Origin of the sequence: Stutzerimonas stutzeri (assembly GCF_009789555.1) — a bacterium.
Classification (GTDB): Bacteria; Pseudomonadota; Gammaproteobacteria; order Pseudomonadales; family Pseudomonadaceae; genus Stutzerimonas; species Stutzerimonas stutzeri_R.
The window spans coordinates 3,902,697-3,918,511 of the sequence record NZ_CP046902.1 but is presented as its reverse complement, the minus strand read 5'-3'; the positions used below and the strand labels follow the sequence as shown (position 1 = coordinate 3,918,511).

General features: G+C 63.7%; 11 protein-coding genes. 6 read left to right on the top strand and 5 right to left on the bottom strand.

Annotated features, from left to right (window positions below):
* Window positions 1-15 precede the first annotated feature (15 nt).
* From GQA94_RS18050 to GQA94_RS18035, 4 genes are all read left to right on the top strand, one after another.
* Window positions 16-525 (top strand): DUF3365 domain-containing protein, encoded by a 510-nt coding sequence (locus GQA94_RS18050; RefSeq protein WP_336508016.1) that lies wholly within the window; start codon window positions 16-18, stop codon window positions 523-525.
* 308 nt (window positions 526-833) lie between these two features.
* Window positions 834-1,484: a hypothetical protein gene (locus GQA94_RS18045; protein WP_158189298.1), complete on the top strand. Its 651-nt coding sequence runs from the start codon at window positions 834-836 to the stop codon at window positions 1,482-1,484.
* 194 nt (window positions 1,485-1,678) lie between these two features.
* Window positions 1,679-3,640 carry a PhoX family protein gene (locus GQA94_RS18040; RefSeq protein ID WP_158189297.1) on the top strand — a complete coding sequence of 654 codons (1,962 nt, stop codon included), beginning with the start codon at window positions 1,679-1,681 and terminating at the stop codon, window positions 3,638-3,640.
* Between the two features lie 129 nt (window positions 3,641-3,769).
* Window positions 3,770-4,756: a lipid A deacylase LpxR family protein gene (locus GQA94_RS18035; protein WP_158189296.1), complete on the top strand. Its 987-nt coding sequence runs from the start codon at window positions 3,770-3,772 to the stop codon at window positions 4,754-4,756.
* Between the two features lie 42 nt (window positions 4,757-4,798).
* Here the strand turns inward: GQA94_RS18035 and GQA94_RS18030 are convergent, their stop codons facing one another.
* The 3 genes from GQA94_RS18030 to GQA94_RS18020 form a co-directional block, all read right to left on the bottom strand.
* On the bottom strand, window positions 4,799-5,143 hold the full coding sequence (locus tag GQA94_RS18030; RefSeq protein ID WP_158189295.1) for a YdbL family protein: 345 nt from the start codon (window positions 5,141-5,143) through the stop codon (window positions 4,799-4,801).
* Between the two features lie 8 nt (window positions 5,144-5,151).
* Complete coding sequence (locus GQA94_RS18025; protein ID WP_158189294.1) at window positions 5,152-5,340, bottom strand: YnbE family lipoprotein; 189 nt, start codon at window positions 5,338-5,340, stop codon at window positions 5,152-5,154.
* Between the two features lie 138 nt (window positions 5,341-5,478).
* Window positions 5,479-8,055: a YdbH domain-containing protein gene (locus tag GQA94_RS18020; protein WP_158189293.1), complete on the bottom strand. Its 2,577-nt coding sequence runs from the start codon at window positions 8,053-8,055 to the stop codon at window positions 5,479-5,481.
* 559 nt (window positions 8,056-8,614) lie between these two features.
* On the opposite strand from GQA94_RS18020, the gene GQA94_RS18015 reads away from it, so the two are divergent.
* Together GQA94_RS18015 and rmuC are read left to right on the top strand one after the other, a co-directional pair.
* A complete protein-coding gene (locus GQA94_RS18015) occupies window positions 8,615-8,968 on the top strand; it encodes a tetratricopeptide repeat protein (protein ID WP_158190160.1) in 354 nt (117 codons plus the stop codon).
* Window positions 8,969-9,047: 79 nt separating this feature from the next.
* Window positions 9,048-10,520 carry a DNA recombination protein RmuC gene (gene rmuC / locus GQA94_RS18010; protein ID WP_158189292.1) on the top strand — a complete coding sequence of 491 codons (1,473 nt, stop codon included), beginning with the start codon at window positions 9,048-9,050 and terminating at the stop codon, window positions 10,518-10,520.
* Between the two features lie 13 nt (window positions 10,521-10,533).
* Here the strand turns inward: rmuC and GQA94_RS18005 are convergent, their stop codons facing one another.
* Both GQA94_RS18005 and GQA94_RS18000 read right to left on the bottom strand, forming a co-directional pair.
* On the bottom strand, window positions 10,534-11,784 hold the full coding sequence (locus tag GQA94_RS18005) for an MgtC/SapB family protein (RefSeq protein WP_158189291.1): 1,251 nt from the start codon (window positions 11,782-11,784) through the stop codon (window positions 10,534-10,536).
* Between the two features lie 82 nt (window positions 11,785-11,866).
* A complete protein-coding gene (locus tag GQA94_RS18000) occupies window positions 11,867-15,337 on the bottom strand; it encodes a hybrid sensor histidine kinase/response regulator (protein ID WP_158189290.1) in 3,471 nt (1,156 codons plus the stop codon).
* Window positions 15,338-15,815 lie beyond the last annotated feature (478 nt).

The following is a 15,815-nucleotide window of genomic DNA, read 5'->3' as shown; positions in this document are numbered from 1 at the left end:
GTTGTCTGGCATTGACTGTTCCTCCTGCTGGCGGAGGCTTCGGAGCCCTGGGTGGCCGAAGGCATGGCGCTTATTCCTCCGTTTCAACAGCAGTTGATGGGAACGGTAAAAGCGGCCATGAGCGAGGGTGGGCCGCAGGATGCCGTGCAGGCTTGTCAGTTGCTGGCACCGCGAATCACCAACCAGCACAGCTCAGGTGCGTGGCAAGTGGGGCGCACGGCGCTGCGCGTACGTAATCCCGATAATGCAGCGGATGCCTGGGAACGCGCAGTGCTGGAGCAATTCGAGCAGCGCGCCGCGGCGGGTGAGCGGTTGGACACGATGTGGCAGGCCGAGCAGGTGGGCAGTGAGTGGCGGCTGATGAAGGCGATCCCTACCGCTAAAGCCTGTCTGGCCTGTCACGGCAAAGAGATCGATCCGCCACTGGCCGCATTGATCGACCAGAAATATCCACAGGACCAAGCCACCGGCTTCAGTGCTGGCGAGCTGCGGGGTGCCTTCACGCTTAGACGGGCCGCCGACTGACGGGCATTCAAGACGCTTCTTCACGGCCCGCCTGGCACCGTTCGGACGGGCGTGTGGTCCGGCTTGTCCTCCTCGCGGTCGTGCAGGGAACTGGAGCGGGACCTGGCCAGTTCTGGTATTCGGGTTTGCCACAGCGTTATCGGTGGCTGGATTGAAGCGCTTGATCCTGAGGATGGACTCGGGGTGGTGGTTCGCTTCTTCACATTATTCGCTGGCGGATACCGTCCTATTCGAAAGATCGGTCGAACGAATGGGCACCGTGTTATCTGTGTGCTGTCCCAGCAGCAGATAACGTGGTGAGGCTCCCGATGATCGAATGGCTTAAAAACAATCACCAGCTGATTTCGCTGGCGATCTCCGCCAGCACCTTGCTGGTGTGGGTGTTCTATGCGCAGCTGTTGCTGCTCAATTTCCGACGACAGCGTAAGCCGAGTCTGATCATCAACCGAGGGGCAGGCAAAGGACTGGGCTCGCTTTGCCTGATCTCCAACATGAGCGCCGAGCCCATGTTCATCAACCAGTTGGTGGTCTGCATCGAGACCTCCGCGGGGCCGTTGGAGCTCGACGTCACCGATATCTGGAAAAGCATCGACAATGAGGCCGACGCCTCGCCCGACCTGCTCATCCATCAGACTACGCATCAGGGCCCGCTGCGCAGCGGTGAGTTCATTCATATCGGCACCTTCCAGGGCATGTTGCGCAACGTTGCCGAACGCCATGACATCGAGCTGGACGGCCACAAGCCTGTGGGAGATCTCCGCTTTCGTTCACTTGAGGTGCGCGCGGTGGCGTTCTACGGTCCGGAGCGGCATCCGATCGGCGTTCTTCGGCGATTCCGCCTGGATGACAGCCATGGCTCGGAGTGCATGCTGGTGCCGGAGAGCCCCTTCACCCAGCAGTTGCTATCGCGGCGTAGCCGCCGACGCGTCCGTCGGTGGCTGTCCGAATCGCTGGGTTGATCGCGTCCTATACCGCCGCGAATGCGTCTGGGCCGACAGATCGGCGCTGTCGAACATCCGCGCTGATGATCCAGGCAACGGGCGCAGGCCGCTCGGCGCCGGGCAGGCGAGTTACAAGGACTCATCGCCAGCCAGTCGGCGTCACCACCGCGTCCAGCGGTGCAACCGTCGATCAATCTGTGAACGAGCTGTAGATGAATCAGAATTTCGAAACCTTCCACGCCGAACGTGCCGCCCACGACGACCAGCCGATCAATCCCAGCGACAATGCCTGGTTGCAGCAGCGGGTCGACAGCGGCCGGCGCAGACTGCTCAAGGGCGGTTTCGGGCTGGCCGCGCTAGGATTCCTCGGCGGTAGTCTGAGCGCCTGTTGCGGCACCACGGCGGGCCAGTCGCTGCTGGGTTTCACCGGGATACCCACGCAACCGAACCCCGGATTCGACCGGGTCGAGGTCGCGCCGGGTTACACCGCGCGCACCTTCTTTTCATGGGGCGATGCGGTCCTGGCCGATGCGCCGCAGTGGAATCCCGACGCCAGCGATGATTGGCAGGCTCAACTCAGGCAGGCCGGCGACAACCATGACGGCATGCATTTCTTTCCGTTCGCGCAGGCGCCGGACAGTCACGGGCTGTTGGTGATCAACCATGAGTATGCCAATCCGACATTGCACCCCAACGGCATGACGCTCATCGATGGCAAGCGACCGCTGGATGAAGTCCGCAAGGAACAGGCCGCCCACGGTGTCAGCGTGGTCGAGGTGAGAAAGGATGCGCGGGGCCAGTGGCAACGCGTCATGCCGTCACGCTACAACCGCCGTGTTTCAGCCCTGACAGCCATGGATGTGAGTGGCCCGCTGGCTGGCTGCGACGCCTTTAAAACCGCTTCCGACCCCAGCGGGCAGGAGATCATCGGTACGCTGAACAACTGCTCGAGCGGTTTTACGCCCTGGGGCACTTACCTGGTGTGCGAGGAAAACTGGCACCACTACTTCGTCAACCACGATGCGGAGGATCTCGCACGGCGCATGTCGCACAGGCGCTACGGAATTGGCGGTGGCGGCCTGAGCAAACTCTACGGTTGGGAAACCGCGGACGCCCGGTTCGATGCCACACCAGACACGCAACAGCCACACGGCGGGCACGTGCACGAGCCGAACCGCTTCGGCTGGGTTGTGGAACTCGATCCGTTCGATCCGCGCAGCAAACCGGTCAAGCGCACCGCGTTCGGTCGCTACTGCCGTGAATGTTCGGTGCTTTCACTGGGGCACGACGGCCGGATGGCGTACTACTCCGGCGACGATACCAAGGGCGAGTACGTCTACAAGTTCGTCCCCAGCGGTCGCTATGTGCCGGGTGCGGATCAGGCCAACCGTCGTCTGCTGGACAGCGGCACTCTCTACGTCGCGCGTTTCAATGACGACGGCAGTGGCGAATGGCTAGCGCTGGTGCACGGTCAGAACGGCCTGGACCTCGCCAGCGGTTTCGCCGACCAGGCCGAAGTGCTGCTCAATGCCCGTGCCGCGGCGGATCGGGTTGGCGCAACGCCAATGGATCGACCCGAATGGGTGGCGGTGCATCCGCACAGTCGCGAGGTCTATGTGACCCTGACCAACAACGACGGCCGCGGCAGCCAGCAGCCCACCGACAAGGCGAACCCGAGGCCGAACAACCTGCACGGACAAATCCTGCGCTGGAACGAGGAGGGTGGCGACCCGACCGCGACCCGCTTCGAGTGGGAAATCTTTCTGCTGGCCGGCGAGCAACCAGGGGCGCGGGACGCTGCCGGGCGGTCGGTCGCACCCCATCTGATCGGCACCATCGAAGGCGATATCTTTTCCTCGCCGGATGGCCTGGCCTTCGACAACGCGGGCCGGTTGTGGATCGAGACGGACTTTGCCGATGGGCATCCGGCCATGCAAGCCATGGGCACCAATCAACTGCTCTGTGCCGATCCGCACAGCCGCGAGGTTCGTCGTTTCCTGGTCGGTCCGCGTGGCTGCGAGATTACTGGCGTCACCTGGAGCCCCGACTACCGCGCGATGTGGATCAACGTACAGCACCCCGAGTTGAGTTTTCCGGCCAGCGATGGCAAGACGCGCCCTCGCTCCTCGACGATCCTGATCACCAAGAACGACGGCGGGGTGATCGGCACCTGAACGCAGTGATCGACGCGCTGGGCTGAGCAGGGCCAGCGCTTCGTTTTCCCGCAACGGTGAACGTTTGGAGTTCCGCTACGCTCTAAATGTGCATACATTCTTTGTTGTATGTAACCAAGGAGCTGGGCCATGGCACTCTCGCGCGCGCACCGCCGCGTCTCCCTTGCTGTCTTTATCGCCTGTATCCCGGCGGTCAGCCAGGCAGACCTGTATTCCCTGAAGATCGAGAACGACATCATTGCGACCGGCAGTGATGGCCATTACACCAATGGCTTCGAGCTGATGCGCTCGTTCGTGCCGGATGACGACCACTGGGCACGCAGATTTGCCGAGACGCTGCCGGGTTGGGCGGCCGGTGACGTCGATAACGTTGCCTACCGGCTTGGCCACCAGATCTACACGCCGAACGACATCGAGCGAACCGGGCTGATCGAAGACGACCGGCCCTATGCCGGGCTGCTGTTCGCCGGTCTTTCGATCTATTCCGACGCCCAGCATGAGGGCTGGCGCAGCACCAGCGGATTGCACCTGGACGTTGGCATCGTGGGGCCTGCGGCCGGCGCGGAGAAGGTTCAGCGCCGCGTGCACGATGTCACGGACAGCGACGAGCCCAAAGGGTGGGATCACCAGCTACGCAACGAGCCGTTCGTCAACCTGGCCTACCAGCACCGCTGGTGGCTGCAGCAGCGTTTCGCCGGTCTCGAGGCGGAATACGGGCCGAGCGCCGGTTTCTCGCTGGGCAATCTTTATACCTATGGATCGGCCGGTTTCGGCGTGCGGATCGGGCAGGGGCTGGCGCGCAGCTTCAGCATTCCGGCTGTCGCGCCGGCGCAGAGTGGCAGTGTGTTTTTCGATCAGGGCGGCGGGTTTGCCTGGAATCTGTTCGCCAACGTCGAGGGGCGCTACATGGCGCAGAACATGTTGCTTGAGGGCAACACGTTCAAAAGCAGTCACTCGGTCGACCCGAACGAGTGGGTCGGCGATGCCAAGGCGGGTATCGCGCTGACCTGGGACAGCTGGCAGCTGGCCTTCGCCGGTGTCTGGCGGACCCGGGAATTCCGGGGTCAGGATGAGCACGACCAGTTCGGGTCGCTCACGCTTTCGAGCTGGTTCTGAATGTCGCGGCAGGGGCGTGCGACACCCCTGCCGTCCGGCGGCTCATTTTTTGACCCAGGTGCCATTGAGCTGGATGATCTGGCCGGATGGCGTCTTCTCGATGGCTTTCTTGCCAGCGATGGCTTCGACGTCGTCGACGCTGATGCCGTTCTTCTGCGCCAACCGATGGTACTCGGCGCGACGAGCCTGGTTGATCTGACTGGCGATCTCTTCGGCCTGGCCACCGCCCTGCACAACGCCCAGATAGCCGTCGGGCCTCTCGCCAAGCTGGCCGCTGGCCTTGGCCTGGCCGAGCGCGGACATGGCTTCGTTGAGCGTCATGGCGGTGGCAGGCAGGGCCAGGCACAGCGCCAGCAAAAGGGTGCCGAGTTTGAGATGGGTTTTCATGGGCTACCTCAGAACAGACCGCTGTCTTCGTTGATGATCGAGTCGAGCTGCTTGTCGACCTTGATATAGATCTCGTGCTCGATTTTCACGTTGAGATTGATGTTGATCGGCTCGTTGGGCACGGCCAACTCCACTCTCGGGGTACAGGCGCTGGCGAGCAGGGCCAGTGCCAGGATGATCGGATGGTGCAACCGCATGACGGTTCTCTCTTGGTCGATGTTGCCGCTACATTGCCTTAACAGGGCGTCGAAAAACCACCTGCATTGCCACAACCGGGTAAAAAAGCCGCGGTAGCTCATCCATCGCATGCGAATCCATTAGCGACTGGCCATTGTTCAGCGGCCTGATCCAAGGCGTTCCTGCACGCGTCGTTGAATGGTTTCGCTGACCCGGTCGGACAACTGCAGGCTGGTCAGCAAAGCCGGAATGTCTTCCTCCAGATTGATCGAGAAGTTGATCGCACGACCGTCTTCGAGGGCAGGGTTGCGCCCGTGCAGCTTCAGGCCCAGGTCAAGCGTGCCGTCGGTGGCATAATGCACGTCGCTGGCGAGCAGGTCGTAGTGGAAGTCGTCCAGCGCCTCGGTCACCAGGCGCATCGCGGGGTTGGACTGGCCCAACGCTTGAATCTTCGCTGATCGGAATCGCAGGGAGCCTCCCGGCTCGCGGGCCCGCAACGAACCCTGTTCAATGCTCACGCCTGCGGCGCTGCGCTGCAACTGCAGCTGACCATCGATCACACCGGTGCCCGACAGCCCTTCGGTGGGGTAGGCCTCGAGCAGCAGCGGTAATTGCAGGCCGCGCAAGTGGGCGTTCAGTCGCTGGGTTTCGCCCGACAGGTCGGCGTTTCCGGGCTCCAGCCAGAATCGCCCTCCCAGCAGTTGAACGTCGGCGGTCGTCCACGAAAGCCGGCCTTGATCCAGGCGGCCCAGGTCGCCGGCGAACTGGCCATTGAAACGTATCGGGCCAAAGGTGAACCCCGGATTGGCTTGTTGCAGCGTCAGTTCCGGCAGCTCAAGATGCAGCTGGTTGTGTCGCAACCTGATCGACAGGTTCGCGTCGAGCCCGCTCAATTCGGTACGGTCGTAGATACCGCCGAGTCCCTTTGCACTGAAGGTCGCCGTCGCCTCGGGAGGGCCCTCGGCGGTCAGGTCGAGTTGGCCATGCCCTTGTAGCCGTCCAGTGCCGAGTTCCAGCACCGCTGGCCAATCGGCGAAGGTGGCGGCCAGCGGATTGCCCGCGCGCAGGAAAACGTCCGGAAGGCTCGCTTCGAGACGGGTCGCACCGCTGGGCCAGGCGTGGCTCAGCGTCAGGGGCAAGGTGAGGCCGGCGTCGTTCTGCAAGGGGCCGTCGAGCATGAGCCGCTCGCGACCCGCATCGAGCCTGCCATTCCAGCGCCAGGCCTGCGGACGCAAGGCCGATTGCCGGAGTTCGGCGATCGTCGCCGCGGCTGGGCCCGAGATCCGCAGGGCCTGTAGCCGGCCGTCGGCCACGCTCGCCTCGAGCGACAGGCCAGTCGGGTTCAATCGCAGCGAGTGGGCCGCCAGGTCTGTGCCACTGCTCAAGTGCGACAGTGCGATCTGCGACCCATTATCGAGCGCAATGGCAATGGCCTGCGCGGACGCGCGCCCGCGCAGGTGCAGGTCGGCATCCAGGCCGTCGGCGCGGATTGCGCCCAACGACAGGCGAGGGCTTTGCAGGCGCAGTCGGGTCTGGTCAGAAGACAGCGCATAGGGCGCCTCAGTCGCGAGCATGAGCTGACTGTCGAGCATGAGCGGTGCAGGACCACTGGCGGCGAGCCGCACCCGCAGCGGCAGCGTCGAGGCCGATTGGCCGGACGCTCCCGGAGCGATCTGCAGGCTGATCGCCTCGGGTCGCAACGGTGCGGGAACGCCTTCGACCAGGGCCGGCGCAGGCCTCAGTTGCAGATCGGCGCTCAGCTGGGTGGGAATCCAGGTGCCGCGGTCGGCTTTGGCGGTCAGGTCCAGCTGTCCTTGCAACTGGCCGACGTCCAGGATCGGCCAGGGCGCCGGCAAGTTGGCCGACAGGCGTAGCTCGCCGTCAAGGGTATCCCATCCCGCGGCCAGGTCATCCGTGCCCACGTCCAGCGCCCAACCGGCTCCGATGCGCATCTGCTCGGGCAACTCAGGGAGCACCGGCGGTTCATAGCCTGTCCAGTCGCCAAGCCACTCGAGCAGCCAGGGCGCTTCCGGCAGCTCGCTCAAGGCCAGTGCTCCGTGCCATGACATCGAGTTGGCGCCCGCCGCCGACAGCTGGTTCTGCATCCACAGCCGCGGCTGGTCGTCCACCAACAGGCGCAGATCGACATGGGTCGCGTTGCCCTGGTCATAGGCGCTGAGCGCCGCTGCCATGCGATGCGCGTGGCGCTCCAGCTGCAGGCTGAGCGAGGCTGGCAGGGGTTGTTCACCTGCGTGCTGCCAGCTCAACTGACCCTGTTCCCGGCAGGTTCCGCTTGCGCAGGGCACGCTCAAGAGGAGCGATGCGACAGCGCCGTTGCGAGGAACCCAGCGTGCCCAGGACGCCAGTTGCTGGCGGTCGGGCAAGGTCAGGGGGGCTTCGCGCTCGTCGTTGCCGGTGGCCGGCTGCCACTGGATGTCGAGTTGGCCGATATGCAGCGATCGCAGGGGCAGCGGTTTCCATTTTTCTTCGAAGCCAAGGCGCAGCGATTCGACGTTCAGGGCGAGCCGTTCGTCGTCCTGCGTGTGCCGGATCATGACAAGTTGTCGCACCTGGAGGTGGTCGCGCCCGAACCGCACCCCATTGATGTCGAGTTCAACGATGCCGAACTCGCGCTTGAATTGCTGCCAGCGCAGGCCACCGTAGCCACCGATGGCCAGGACCAGCAGGATCAGGCCTGCAGCCGCCAGGGCCAGGACTTTGCGCCGTTTCGTCATGACTCTTCCCGTTCCAATCGACGGCTAAGCATAAGCGCCCCGATCCACGCTTGCGACGTGCGCCGATCTGGCGCACCCGACGACCGGTCAGGGTGAATAAAGTTCCCGATTCAGCTGCATTGACACGTGCAAAACCGCTTGGGACGGGCGTTTTGTCGCGGCTGCGCCAAACTTGTGCACATTCGGCAGCATGGCTTGTCAAGCGCTTATGACAAACTGTCGCAAACCTGGCTGGCCCATAGATCGATAATAACTTGCTGAAAAATAAAGAAATTTTTCATTGGTGAAAAAAGCGTCAGTTTAACCGGAGGCCGCTAAACATAAGCGCTGGCGAAATCTGTAACCTGTTTGTCCACTGACTTATCCACAGCTTCTGTGGATTAATTTTTTATGTGATTCGGTTCGCTTTTTTTTAGTTTTTGCAAGACTTTAACTCTGCGAAAAAAGGAGTAGAGTGCGCGCCCTTGTTCCCCCGAAGCTTTCGGTGACCATGAGATCTCGTCCTCTCGCCTCGACTACGGTCGATAGCACCTCCACTTCTCCGCGCCTGCCGTTGCGCATGGCGCTGTGGCTGTTGGACAGCCAGCGTCTAGGACAGACCAAGAGCGTTAAACGAATCGCTGGCCGGATGCTCAAGCAACCGGCGCTCGAAGGCGTGGTCGAGGCCCAGAGCCGCCTGGGAAGGCTGCTATGCAAGGACTGCGACAGCCAACGCGACCGACGTATCGGGTTCGAGTTGCTGCGACAGGCCGCGCGCGCGGGCGATTGCCAGGCGCAGTTGGAGCTAGGACAGCTGTACTGCCAGCCTCAGTACCGTGAGCTGGGCAAGGCCAGGCACTGGCTGGAACAGGCCGCTGCGCAAGGTTCAGCCGAGGCTTCGCGGGTACTGCAGCGGTTCATCGCCAAGCGCTAGAGCGTTCCGTACAGGGCGTTTGGCCTGACCCAGACGACGCGGCTGGCTATACTGACCGGCAATTCAGCCGGAGCCCTTCATGCCTCTTGATCCCCTCTATCCGCTTGCCGGGCTTGGTTTGCTCTGTGTGCTGCTGGCCGCCGTTGCAGCCCATCTGTCCCGACGTCTGTCTGGATGTCGGTCTGAACTGGCCCTGCTCGACGAGCGGCTCAGTCAGGCCACGCTGGCGCGGGAAGGATTGAGTGCGCAATTGGAGACCAGCCGCCTCGCTCATGCCGACCTCAGCGAATCCCGCTCGGCATTGCAGGCCGAGTTGGCGGCCATGCGCCGCGAAACCGAGTGGCTGCAGGCCCAGCGCCTGGAGGCCCGCGATCAGCTCAACGACCTCGAAGCCGAGCGTGATGCGCAGCAATCGGAGCTGCGCGCGCTGAGCGCGGCCCACGCGGCCGTCAGCGCCGAGCTCAACGAGCAGCAAAAGACTCAGGAACAGCGTCTGGAGGACCTCCAGAGCGCGCGCGACGAATTACGGGCGCAGTTCGCCGAACTGGCCGGCAAGATCTTCGAGGAGCGTGAGCAGCGCTTTGCCGAGGCGAGCCAGGAACGGCTCGGACAGTTGCTCGACCCGCTGAAAGAGCGCATTCAGTCCTTCGAAAAGCGCGTCGAGGAAAGCTACCAGCACGAAGCGCGCGAGCGCTTCTCGCTCGCCCGTGAGCTGGAGCGGTTGCAGCAGCTCAACCAGCGGTTGGGAGACGAGGCGACCAATCTGACGCGTGCGTTACAGGGCCAGAAGACGCAGGGCAACTGGGGCGAGTTGATCCTCGAGCGTGTGCTCGAACAGGCTGGGCTCGAGAAGGGCCGCGAATACCACACCCAAGTCAGTCTCACGAGCCCCGACGGCGAGCGTTTCCAGCCGGATGTGCTGATCCAGCTGCCCGGTGACAAACAAGTGGTGGTGGACGCCAAGGTCAGCCTCACCGCCTATCAGGCGCTGACCGGCGCGCAGGACGACGTCAGTCGCGCGCTGGCGCTCAAGCAGCATGTCCTTTCGTTGCGCAATCACTTGAAAGGCTTGTCGTTAAAGGATTATCAACGCCTCGAAGGGCTGCAGAGCCTGGATTTCGTGCTTCTGTTCGTGCCGATCGAGGCCGCGTTCGCGGCGGCCCTGCAGGCGGATCCGGATCTGTTTCAGGAGGCGTACGGCAAGCACATCGTGATCGTCAGCCCAACCACGTTGCTCGCCACCTTGCGAGTGATCGACAGCCTCTGGCGACAAGAGCGCCAGAGCCAGAATGCCCGGGAGATCGCTGAGAGGGCCGGCGCGCTCTACGATAAGTTCGCCGCGTTCATCCAGGACCTGGACGAGATTGGCAGCCGCCTGCAGCAGTTGGACAAGGCGTATATCGGTGCACGCAACAAGCTCACCGACGGGCGCGGCAACTTGGTTGGTCGTGCCGAACAGTTGAAGATGCTGGGGGCTCGCGCCAGCAAGCGCCTGCCCAGCGACTGGTTGGAGCGTGCCGGGGCCGAGACGCCGCTGCAAGCCGAGCCATAGCGCGCGGCGCCTGTTACACCCACCAGAGCACCGCGAGCCCGGCGAGCAGGCCCACCAGCATGAACGGCAGGGTCTGCATCGCGAGGGCGCGACCGCCGATGAGCAGGATCAGGCCGGCCTTGACTAGACTGTTGCTCAATGCCGCCAGGAATATTCCTCGAACCGCGACCTGGGCGTCCAGATCGGTTCGTGCGCTGTTGGCCAGGGACAGGGTGATGGCATCCACATCGGTCAGCCCGGACAGCAGCGAGACCAGGTAGATGCCCGTATCGCCCAGCGACCGCTGTGCGCCCGCGACCATGAACAGGATGATCACCAGCAGCCCGGCGAAACGCAGTGCCGGGCCGAGTTCGAAGGGGTTTTTCAGCGGCGGTTCGGCGGCGCTGTCCGGAAGGCGTGCAGCGCGGAAATAGTGCCACAGTGCGCCGGCGGCATAGAGCAGTCCTGCGGTCAGCATGGGCGCGAGCAGCGACTGTAACAGCGTCCGGTTGACCAGCCCGACCTCCAGCAGCACCCGTGGGAACATCAGCGCCGAGGTCGCCAGCAGGCCCGCTGCCAGGGCCGGTCGCAGTTTCTCGCGGTCCAGGCGCGCGAGGGTGATGGTCATCGCCGTCGACGAGACGATGCCACCGAGCAGGGCGGTGACCAGCAGCCCATGGCGGGTCCCCAGCAAACGAATGGCGACGTACGCGGCGAAACCTATGCTGGCGATCAGCACCACCATCCACCAGGTGGTGTACGGATTGAAGGCCTGCCACGGGCCGTAACCCTGGTTGGGAAGCGCCGGCAGCAATACAACCGAGATGAACAGCAGTTTCAGCGCGCCACTCAGTTCGGCCTCGCTGAGCTTGCGTAATGCACCGTGCAGGCGGCCTTTGAGGCTCAGCAGCAGCGCTGTCACGACGGCAATCGAGGCGGCCAGCAGACGGCTCTCGGCAACCGCCAGCGTGCCAAGTACGAAGGTCAGCAGCAGCGCCACTTCGGTGGTCATGCCATGGTCGGGGTTGGCGCGCGATTCGATCACATAGCCGGTGATGGTCAGCAGGGCCAGCGCGACGAACATGGCAATCCAGGCGGGCGCGCCGAAATGGCCAGCACTCAGCGCCGCCAGCCCGCCGAACAGTCCGCCGAGGCCGAACGTGCGAACGCCGGCCAGTTCCGCTGTGCCATCGCCAGCGTCGCGGACGCTCCAGCTGCGCTCCGTACCGATCAGCAGGCCCACGCCCAGGGCAGTCGCCAGGTTCAACAACAGATCAAGAGTCATGAATGCGCTACGCCGGCCACTTCGGATCGCTTCAGTCTAGCCGTCGCGCTGCGGTACAGACTTGCCCTGGCGCAAGCCCGCGTCAGTGCAGGGGGACGTGACGGCTCATGAGTGCGCGCAAGGCGGCAGGCTTGACCGGTTTGGCCAGAAAATCCAGCCCCGTCGCATGGATGGCAGCGATCAGCTCCGGCCGCCCATCCGCGCTGATCACCACACCGGGCACCGGTTCGCCGAGACGTGTGCGCAGCCAGGCCATCAGCTCCGAGCCGGTCTCGCCATGGTCCAGGTGATAATCGACCAACACCAGCTGCGGCCGTACGTCTTCGTTCAGCAGCGCCTCGCATTCGGCGCGGTTGCTGGCGGTCCAGACCTGGCAGCCCCAGCGTGAGAGCAAGCTGTGCATGCCGACCAGGATGCTGTCTTCGTTGTCGATGCACAGCACCTGGATGCCGGTGAGCACCGTTTGCGGCGCCTCGGCACCGCCGTTGGTATTGACCGGCCGGACCACCTGGCTGGCGATGGGTACCGTCACGCTGAAGACGCTGCCTTTGCCCGGCCAGGAACGTACCGACAACGGATGATGAAGCACCTGGCAAAAGCCGTCGGCAATCGCCAGTCCCAGCCCCAGGCCTTTTTCGGCGCGGGTCTGGTGGCTGTCCAGGCGTTTGAATTCCTCGAAGATGACCTGCAGTTTGTCTTCGGCGATACCCGGCCCGCGATCCCAGACCTCAAGGCGCAGGAACGAACCCTGGCGGCGGACACCCAGCACCACGCGGCCTTTGGCATAGCGCAAGGCATTGGTCAGGAAGTTTTGCAGAACGCGGCGCAGCAGACGGATGTCGCTGTCGACCCGCAGCCGGCTGCCATGCACCTTGAAGTCGACGCCCTGTTCCACCGCCAGCATGGCGAACTCATTGCTCAGCGTGTCGAACAGGGTGGCCAACGGGAAAGGGTTGCGGTCCGGGGTGATGCGGCCGTTCTCCAGGCGTGAAATGTCCAGCAGGTCGGAAATAAGGTCTTCGGCAGAGCGCAACGAGCCGTCGAGGTGACGAACCAGATCCCGCGCTTCGCTCGGCAGTGCGTCATGTTGGTGGGACAGGGCGGCAGAGAACAGGCGCGCCGCATTCAACGGCTGCATCAGGTCATGGCTGACTGCCGCCAGGAAGCGCGTCTTGGACTGATTGGCCGCCTCGGCAGTGCTCTTGGCTGCGGTCAGGGCCTTGTTCAGTTCGGACAGTTCCAGCGTTCGTTCGCCGACGCGCTGCTCCAGGCCTTCGTTGGCGTCCTTGAGCGCGCGCTCGGCCTCGCGGTAGGCGGTGATATCGCTGAAGCTCATGACGAAGCCGCCACCGGGCATCGGATTGCCGATCAGCTCCACCACCCGGCCATTTGGGAACATGCGCTCGGAGGTGTGCGCACGACCCTGGCGCATCCAGTACAGCCGCTTGGCAACATGGGTGTCCGGGTCGCCCGGACCGCAGAGGCCACGCTCGGCGTTGTAGCGGATGATGTCGGCAATGGGCCGGCCGATGTAGACCAGCCCCTCCGGGTACTCGAAGATTTCCAGATAGCGGTGATTCCAGGCCACCAGCCGCAGCGACTGATCGACCACGCTGATGCCTTGGGTGATGTTCTCGATCGCGCCTTGCAGCAGGGCGCGATTGAACTGCAGCACCTCCGAGGCCTCGCCCACGATGCGCACCACGTCATCGACCTGCATGTCGCGACCCTCCAGTGCGGCCTTGACCACGGCGCGCGTCGAGGAGGCGCCCAGGACGCCGGCCAGCAGGCGCTCGGTATGAGCGATCCATTGGCCGTCGGCTTGCTGTTTGGGCGAATAATCATGGCCGTGACGCCGGGCGAAGCGCTGGAAACTGAGCTCGGCGCGTTCGGCGCCGACGAAGCGCGAGGCCAGCGAGAGCAGATCCTCGACCTGTACGGCGAGCAACCGGCGCGCGTTGGGAGTGGCGTGAATCTCCTGGCCGATGAAGCGACTGGCTTGCCAGTGCTCGGCGACCCGGGTCTGCGACAGGATAGAAACCCAGAAGAACAAGGTCGCGTTGCCCACCAGCGACAGCGTCACGCCGAGCGTCAGCGCGCTGGTATTGAACGGCAGCTCGGTGGTGTACATCCATTGCAGGCCAGGGAACATCTCCAGCGGCCAGCCGAGCAGCGGCAGAATCAGCGTGTAGACCCAAATCAGCGCACCGGCCGTAAGGCCGGCAAACACGCCGCGCCGGTTGGCCTGCTTCCAGTACAGGGCGCCGACCATGGCCGGCGCCAGCTGGGTCAGGGCGGCAAAGGCGATCTGACCGATGGTGGCCAGGCTGGCACTGGAGCCGAGCAGGCGGTAGCTGACATAGGCCAGCAGCAGGATGGCGACGATACTGATGCGGCGCACCGACAGCATCCAGTGACGGAACACCTCGAAGGGCTGCTCCGCCTCCTTGCGGCGCAGCAGCCAGGGCAACAACATGTCGTTGGACACCATGGTCGACAGCGCCACGCTGGCGACGATGACCATGCCGGTGGCCGCCGATGCGCCACCGATGAACGCGAGCATCGCCAATGCCGGGTGGGCTTCGGCCAGCGGCAGGCTGATTACGAAGGAGTCGGGCGTGACGCCGCTCGGCAACAGCATCTGCCCGGCCAGGGCAATCGGGATGACGAACACGGCAGCCAGCACCAGATACAGCGGAAAGACCCAGCGTGCCAGGCGGAAGTCGCGCGGCTCGATATTTTCCACCACGGTCACGTGGAACTGCCGCGGCAGGCAAACGATGGCCATCAGCGCCACGGTGGTCTGGACCAGCATGGCGGGCCAGTTCACCGTCTCGTTCCAATAGCCGGTCAGCTCAGACGAATCGTAGGCCTGGTTGAACAGGTCCCCGAAACCGTCGTACAGGCCGAACGAGACGAAGACGCCCACGGCAATGAAGGCTAACAGCTTGACCAGCGACTCGAAGGCGATCGCCAGCACCATGCCGCGGTGGTGCTCGGTGACGTCCAGGTTGCGGGTGCCGAACAGTACCGTGAACAGCGCCAGTACGACGGACACGATCAGGGCGGTGTCGCGTGCGCCAGAGCCGGCGGCGGCCTCGCTGTGATTGCCTACCAGCAGGTTCACGCCAAGCACGATGCCCTTGAGCTGCAACGCGATGTAGGGCAGCACGCCGACCAGGCAGATCAGCGTGACGACCACCGCCAGCAACTGCGACTTGCCATAGCGCGCGGCGATGAAGTCAGCGATCGAGGTGATGTTTTCCTGCTTGCTGATCATGATCATTTTCTGGATCACCTGCGGCGCCAGTAACATCAGCAGGATCGGACCGAGATAGATCGGCAGGAAGGACCAGAGCTGCTCGGCGGCCTGGCCAACCGCGCCGAAGAAGGTCCAACTGGTGCAATAGACTGCCAGAGACAGGCTATAGACCCAGGCACGCATGCGCGGCGACATCGGCGTGCTGTTGCGGTCGCCATAAAAGGCAATGGCAAACAGCACGGCCATATAAGCAAAGGCGACCAGCGCGATCAGCCCACCGGACAACGACATTCGAACTCCAGACGACAATGAAGGGCGGGCCTCGGCCCTGGCGATCCTGAGCGGCTTTGTCTCGAGCCGGTATGGCGGCCGACCACGCCGCGCCGGCTGACTGATGTCGGCCGATGCGCAGCGGCTGTCAAGGGCCGGGTATACCGTTCGGGTGGCTGCTCTGGCTCGGCAGGTTTCGGTTAACCGGGAGGCTGCCGCGTAGTAATAGATGACTGTGCAAAGTTTCGCAGTAAAAGCGTTGCGCGTGTTGTGGCTGCGACCATGGTCGCATGCGTGTGGTCATCGCCCTGGCCCTCGTTAAAGTGCCGTCCTAGACAGCTGCCGCTCGGGCCGGCCATCGGTATGTGTCCCCTGGTTCGGTGTCGTCGCCGTGGGCCGTCGGATCGCGCCTGCCGATTATCATCCAGCCAGCCCGTCGCCGGGCACTTCCGGACCACGCAGCGATCACAACAGCGTTCCATCCGTCCTGTCAGGAGAC

Bases quoted from the DNA above. Each gene is read 5' to 3' on its own strand.
- GQA94_RS18045 (WP_158189298.1), top strand. From the start codon at position 834: ATGATCGAATGGCTTAAAAACAATCACCAGCTGATTTCGCTGGCGATC.
- GQA94_RS18040 (WP_158189297.1), top strand. From the start codon at position 1,679: ATGAATCAGAATTTCGAAACCTTCCACGCCGAACGTGCCGCCCACGAC.
- GQA94_RS18035 (WP_158189296.1), top strand. From the start codon at position 3,770: ATGGCACTCTCGCGCGCGCACCGCCGCGTCTCCCTTGCTGTCTTTATC.
- GQA94_RS18030 (WP_158189295.1), bottom strand. From the start codon at position 5,143: ATGAAAACCCATCTCAAACTCGGCACCCTTTTGCTGGCGCTGTGCCTG.
- GQA94_RS18025 (WP_158189294.1), bottom strand. From the start codon at position 5,340: ATGCGGTTGCACCATCCGATCATCCTGGCACTGGCCCTGCTCGCCAGC.
- GQA94_RS18020 (WP_158189293.1), bottom strand. From the start codon at position 8,055: ATGACGAAACGGCGCAAAGTCCTGGCCCTGGCGGCTGCAGGCCTGATC.
- GQA94_RS18015 (WP_158190160.1), top strand. From the start codon at position 8,615: ATGGCGCTGTGGCTGTTGGACAGCCAGCGTCTAGGACAGACCAAGAGC.
- rmuC (WP_158189292.1), top strand. From the start codon at position 9,048: ATGCCTCTTGATCCCCTCTATCCGCTTGCCGGGCTTGGTTTGCTCTGT.
- GQA94_RS18005 (WP_158189291.1), bottom strand. From the start codon at position 11,784: ATGACTCTTGATCTGTTGTTGAACCTGGCGACTGCCCTGGGCGTGGGC.
- GQA94_RS18000 (WP_158189290.1), bottom strand. From the start codon at position 15,337: ATGTCGTTGTCCGGTGGGCTGATCGCGCTGGTCGCCTTTGCTTATATG.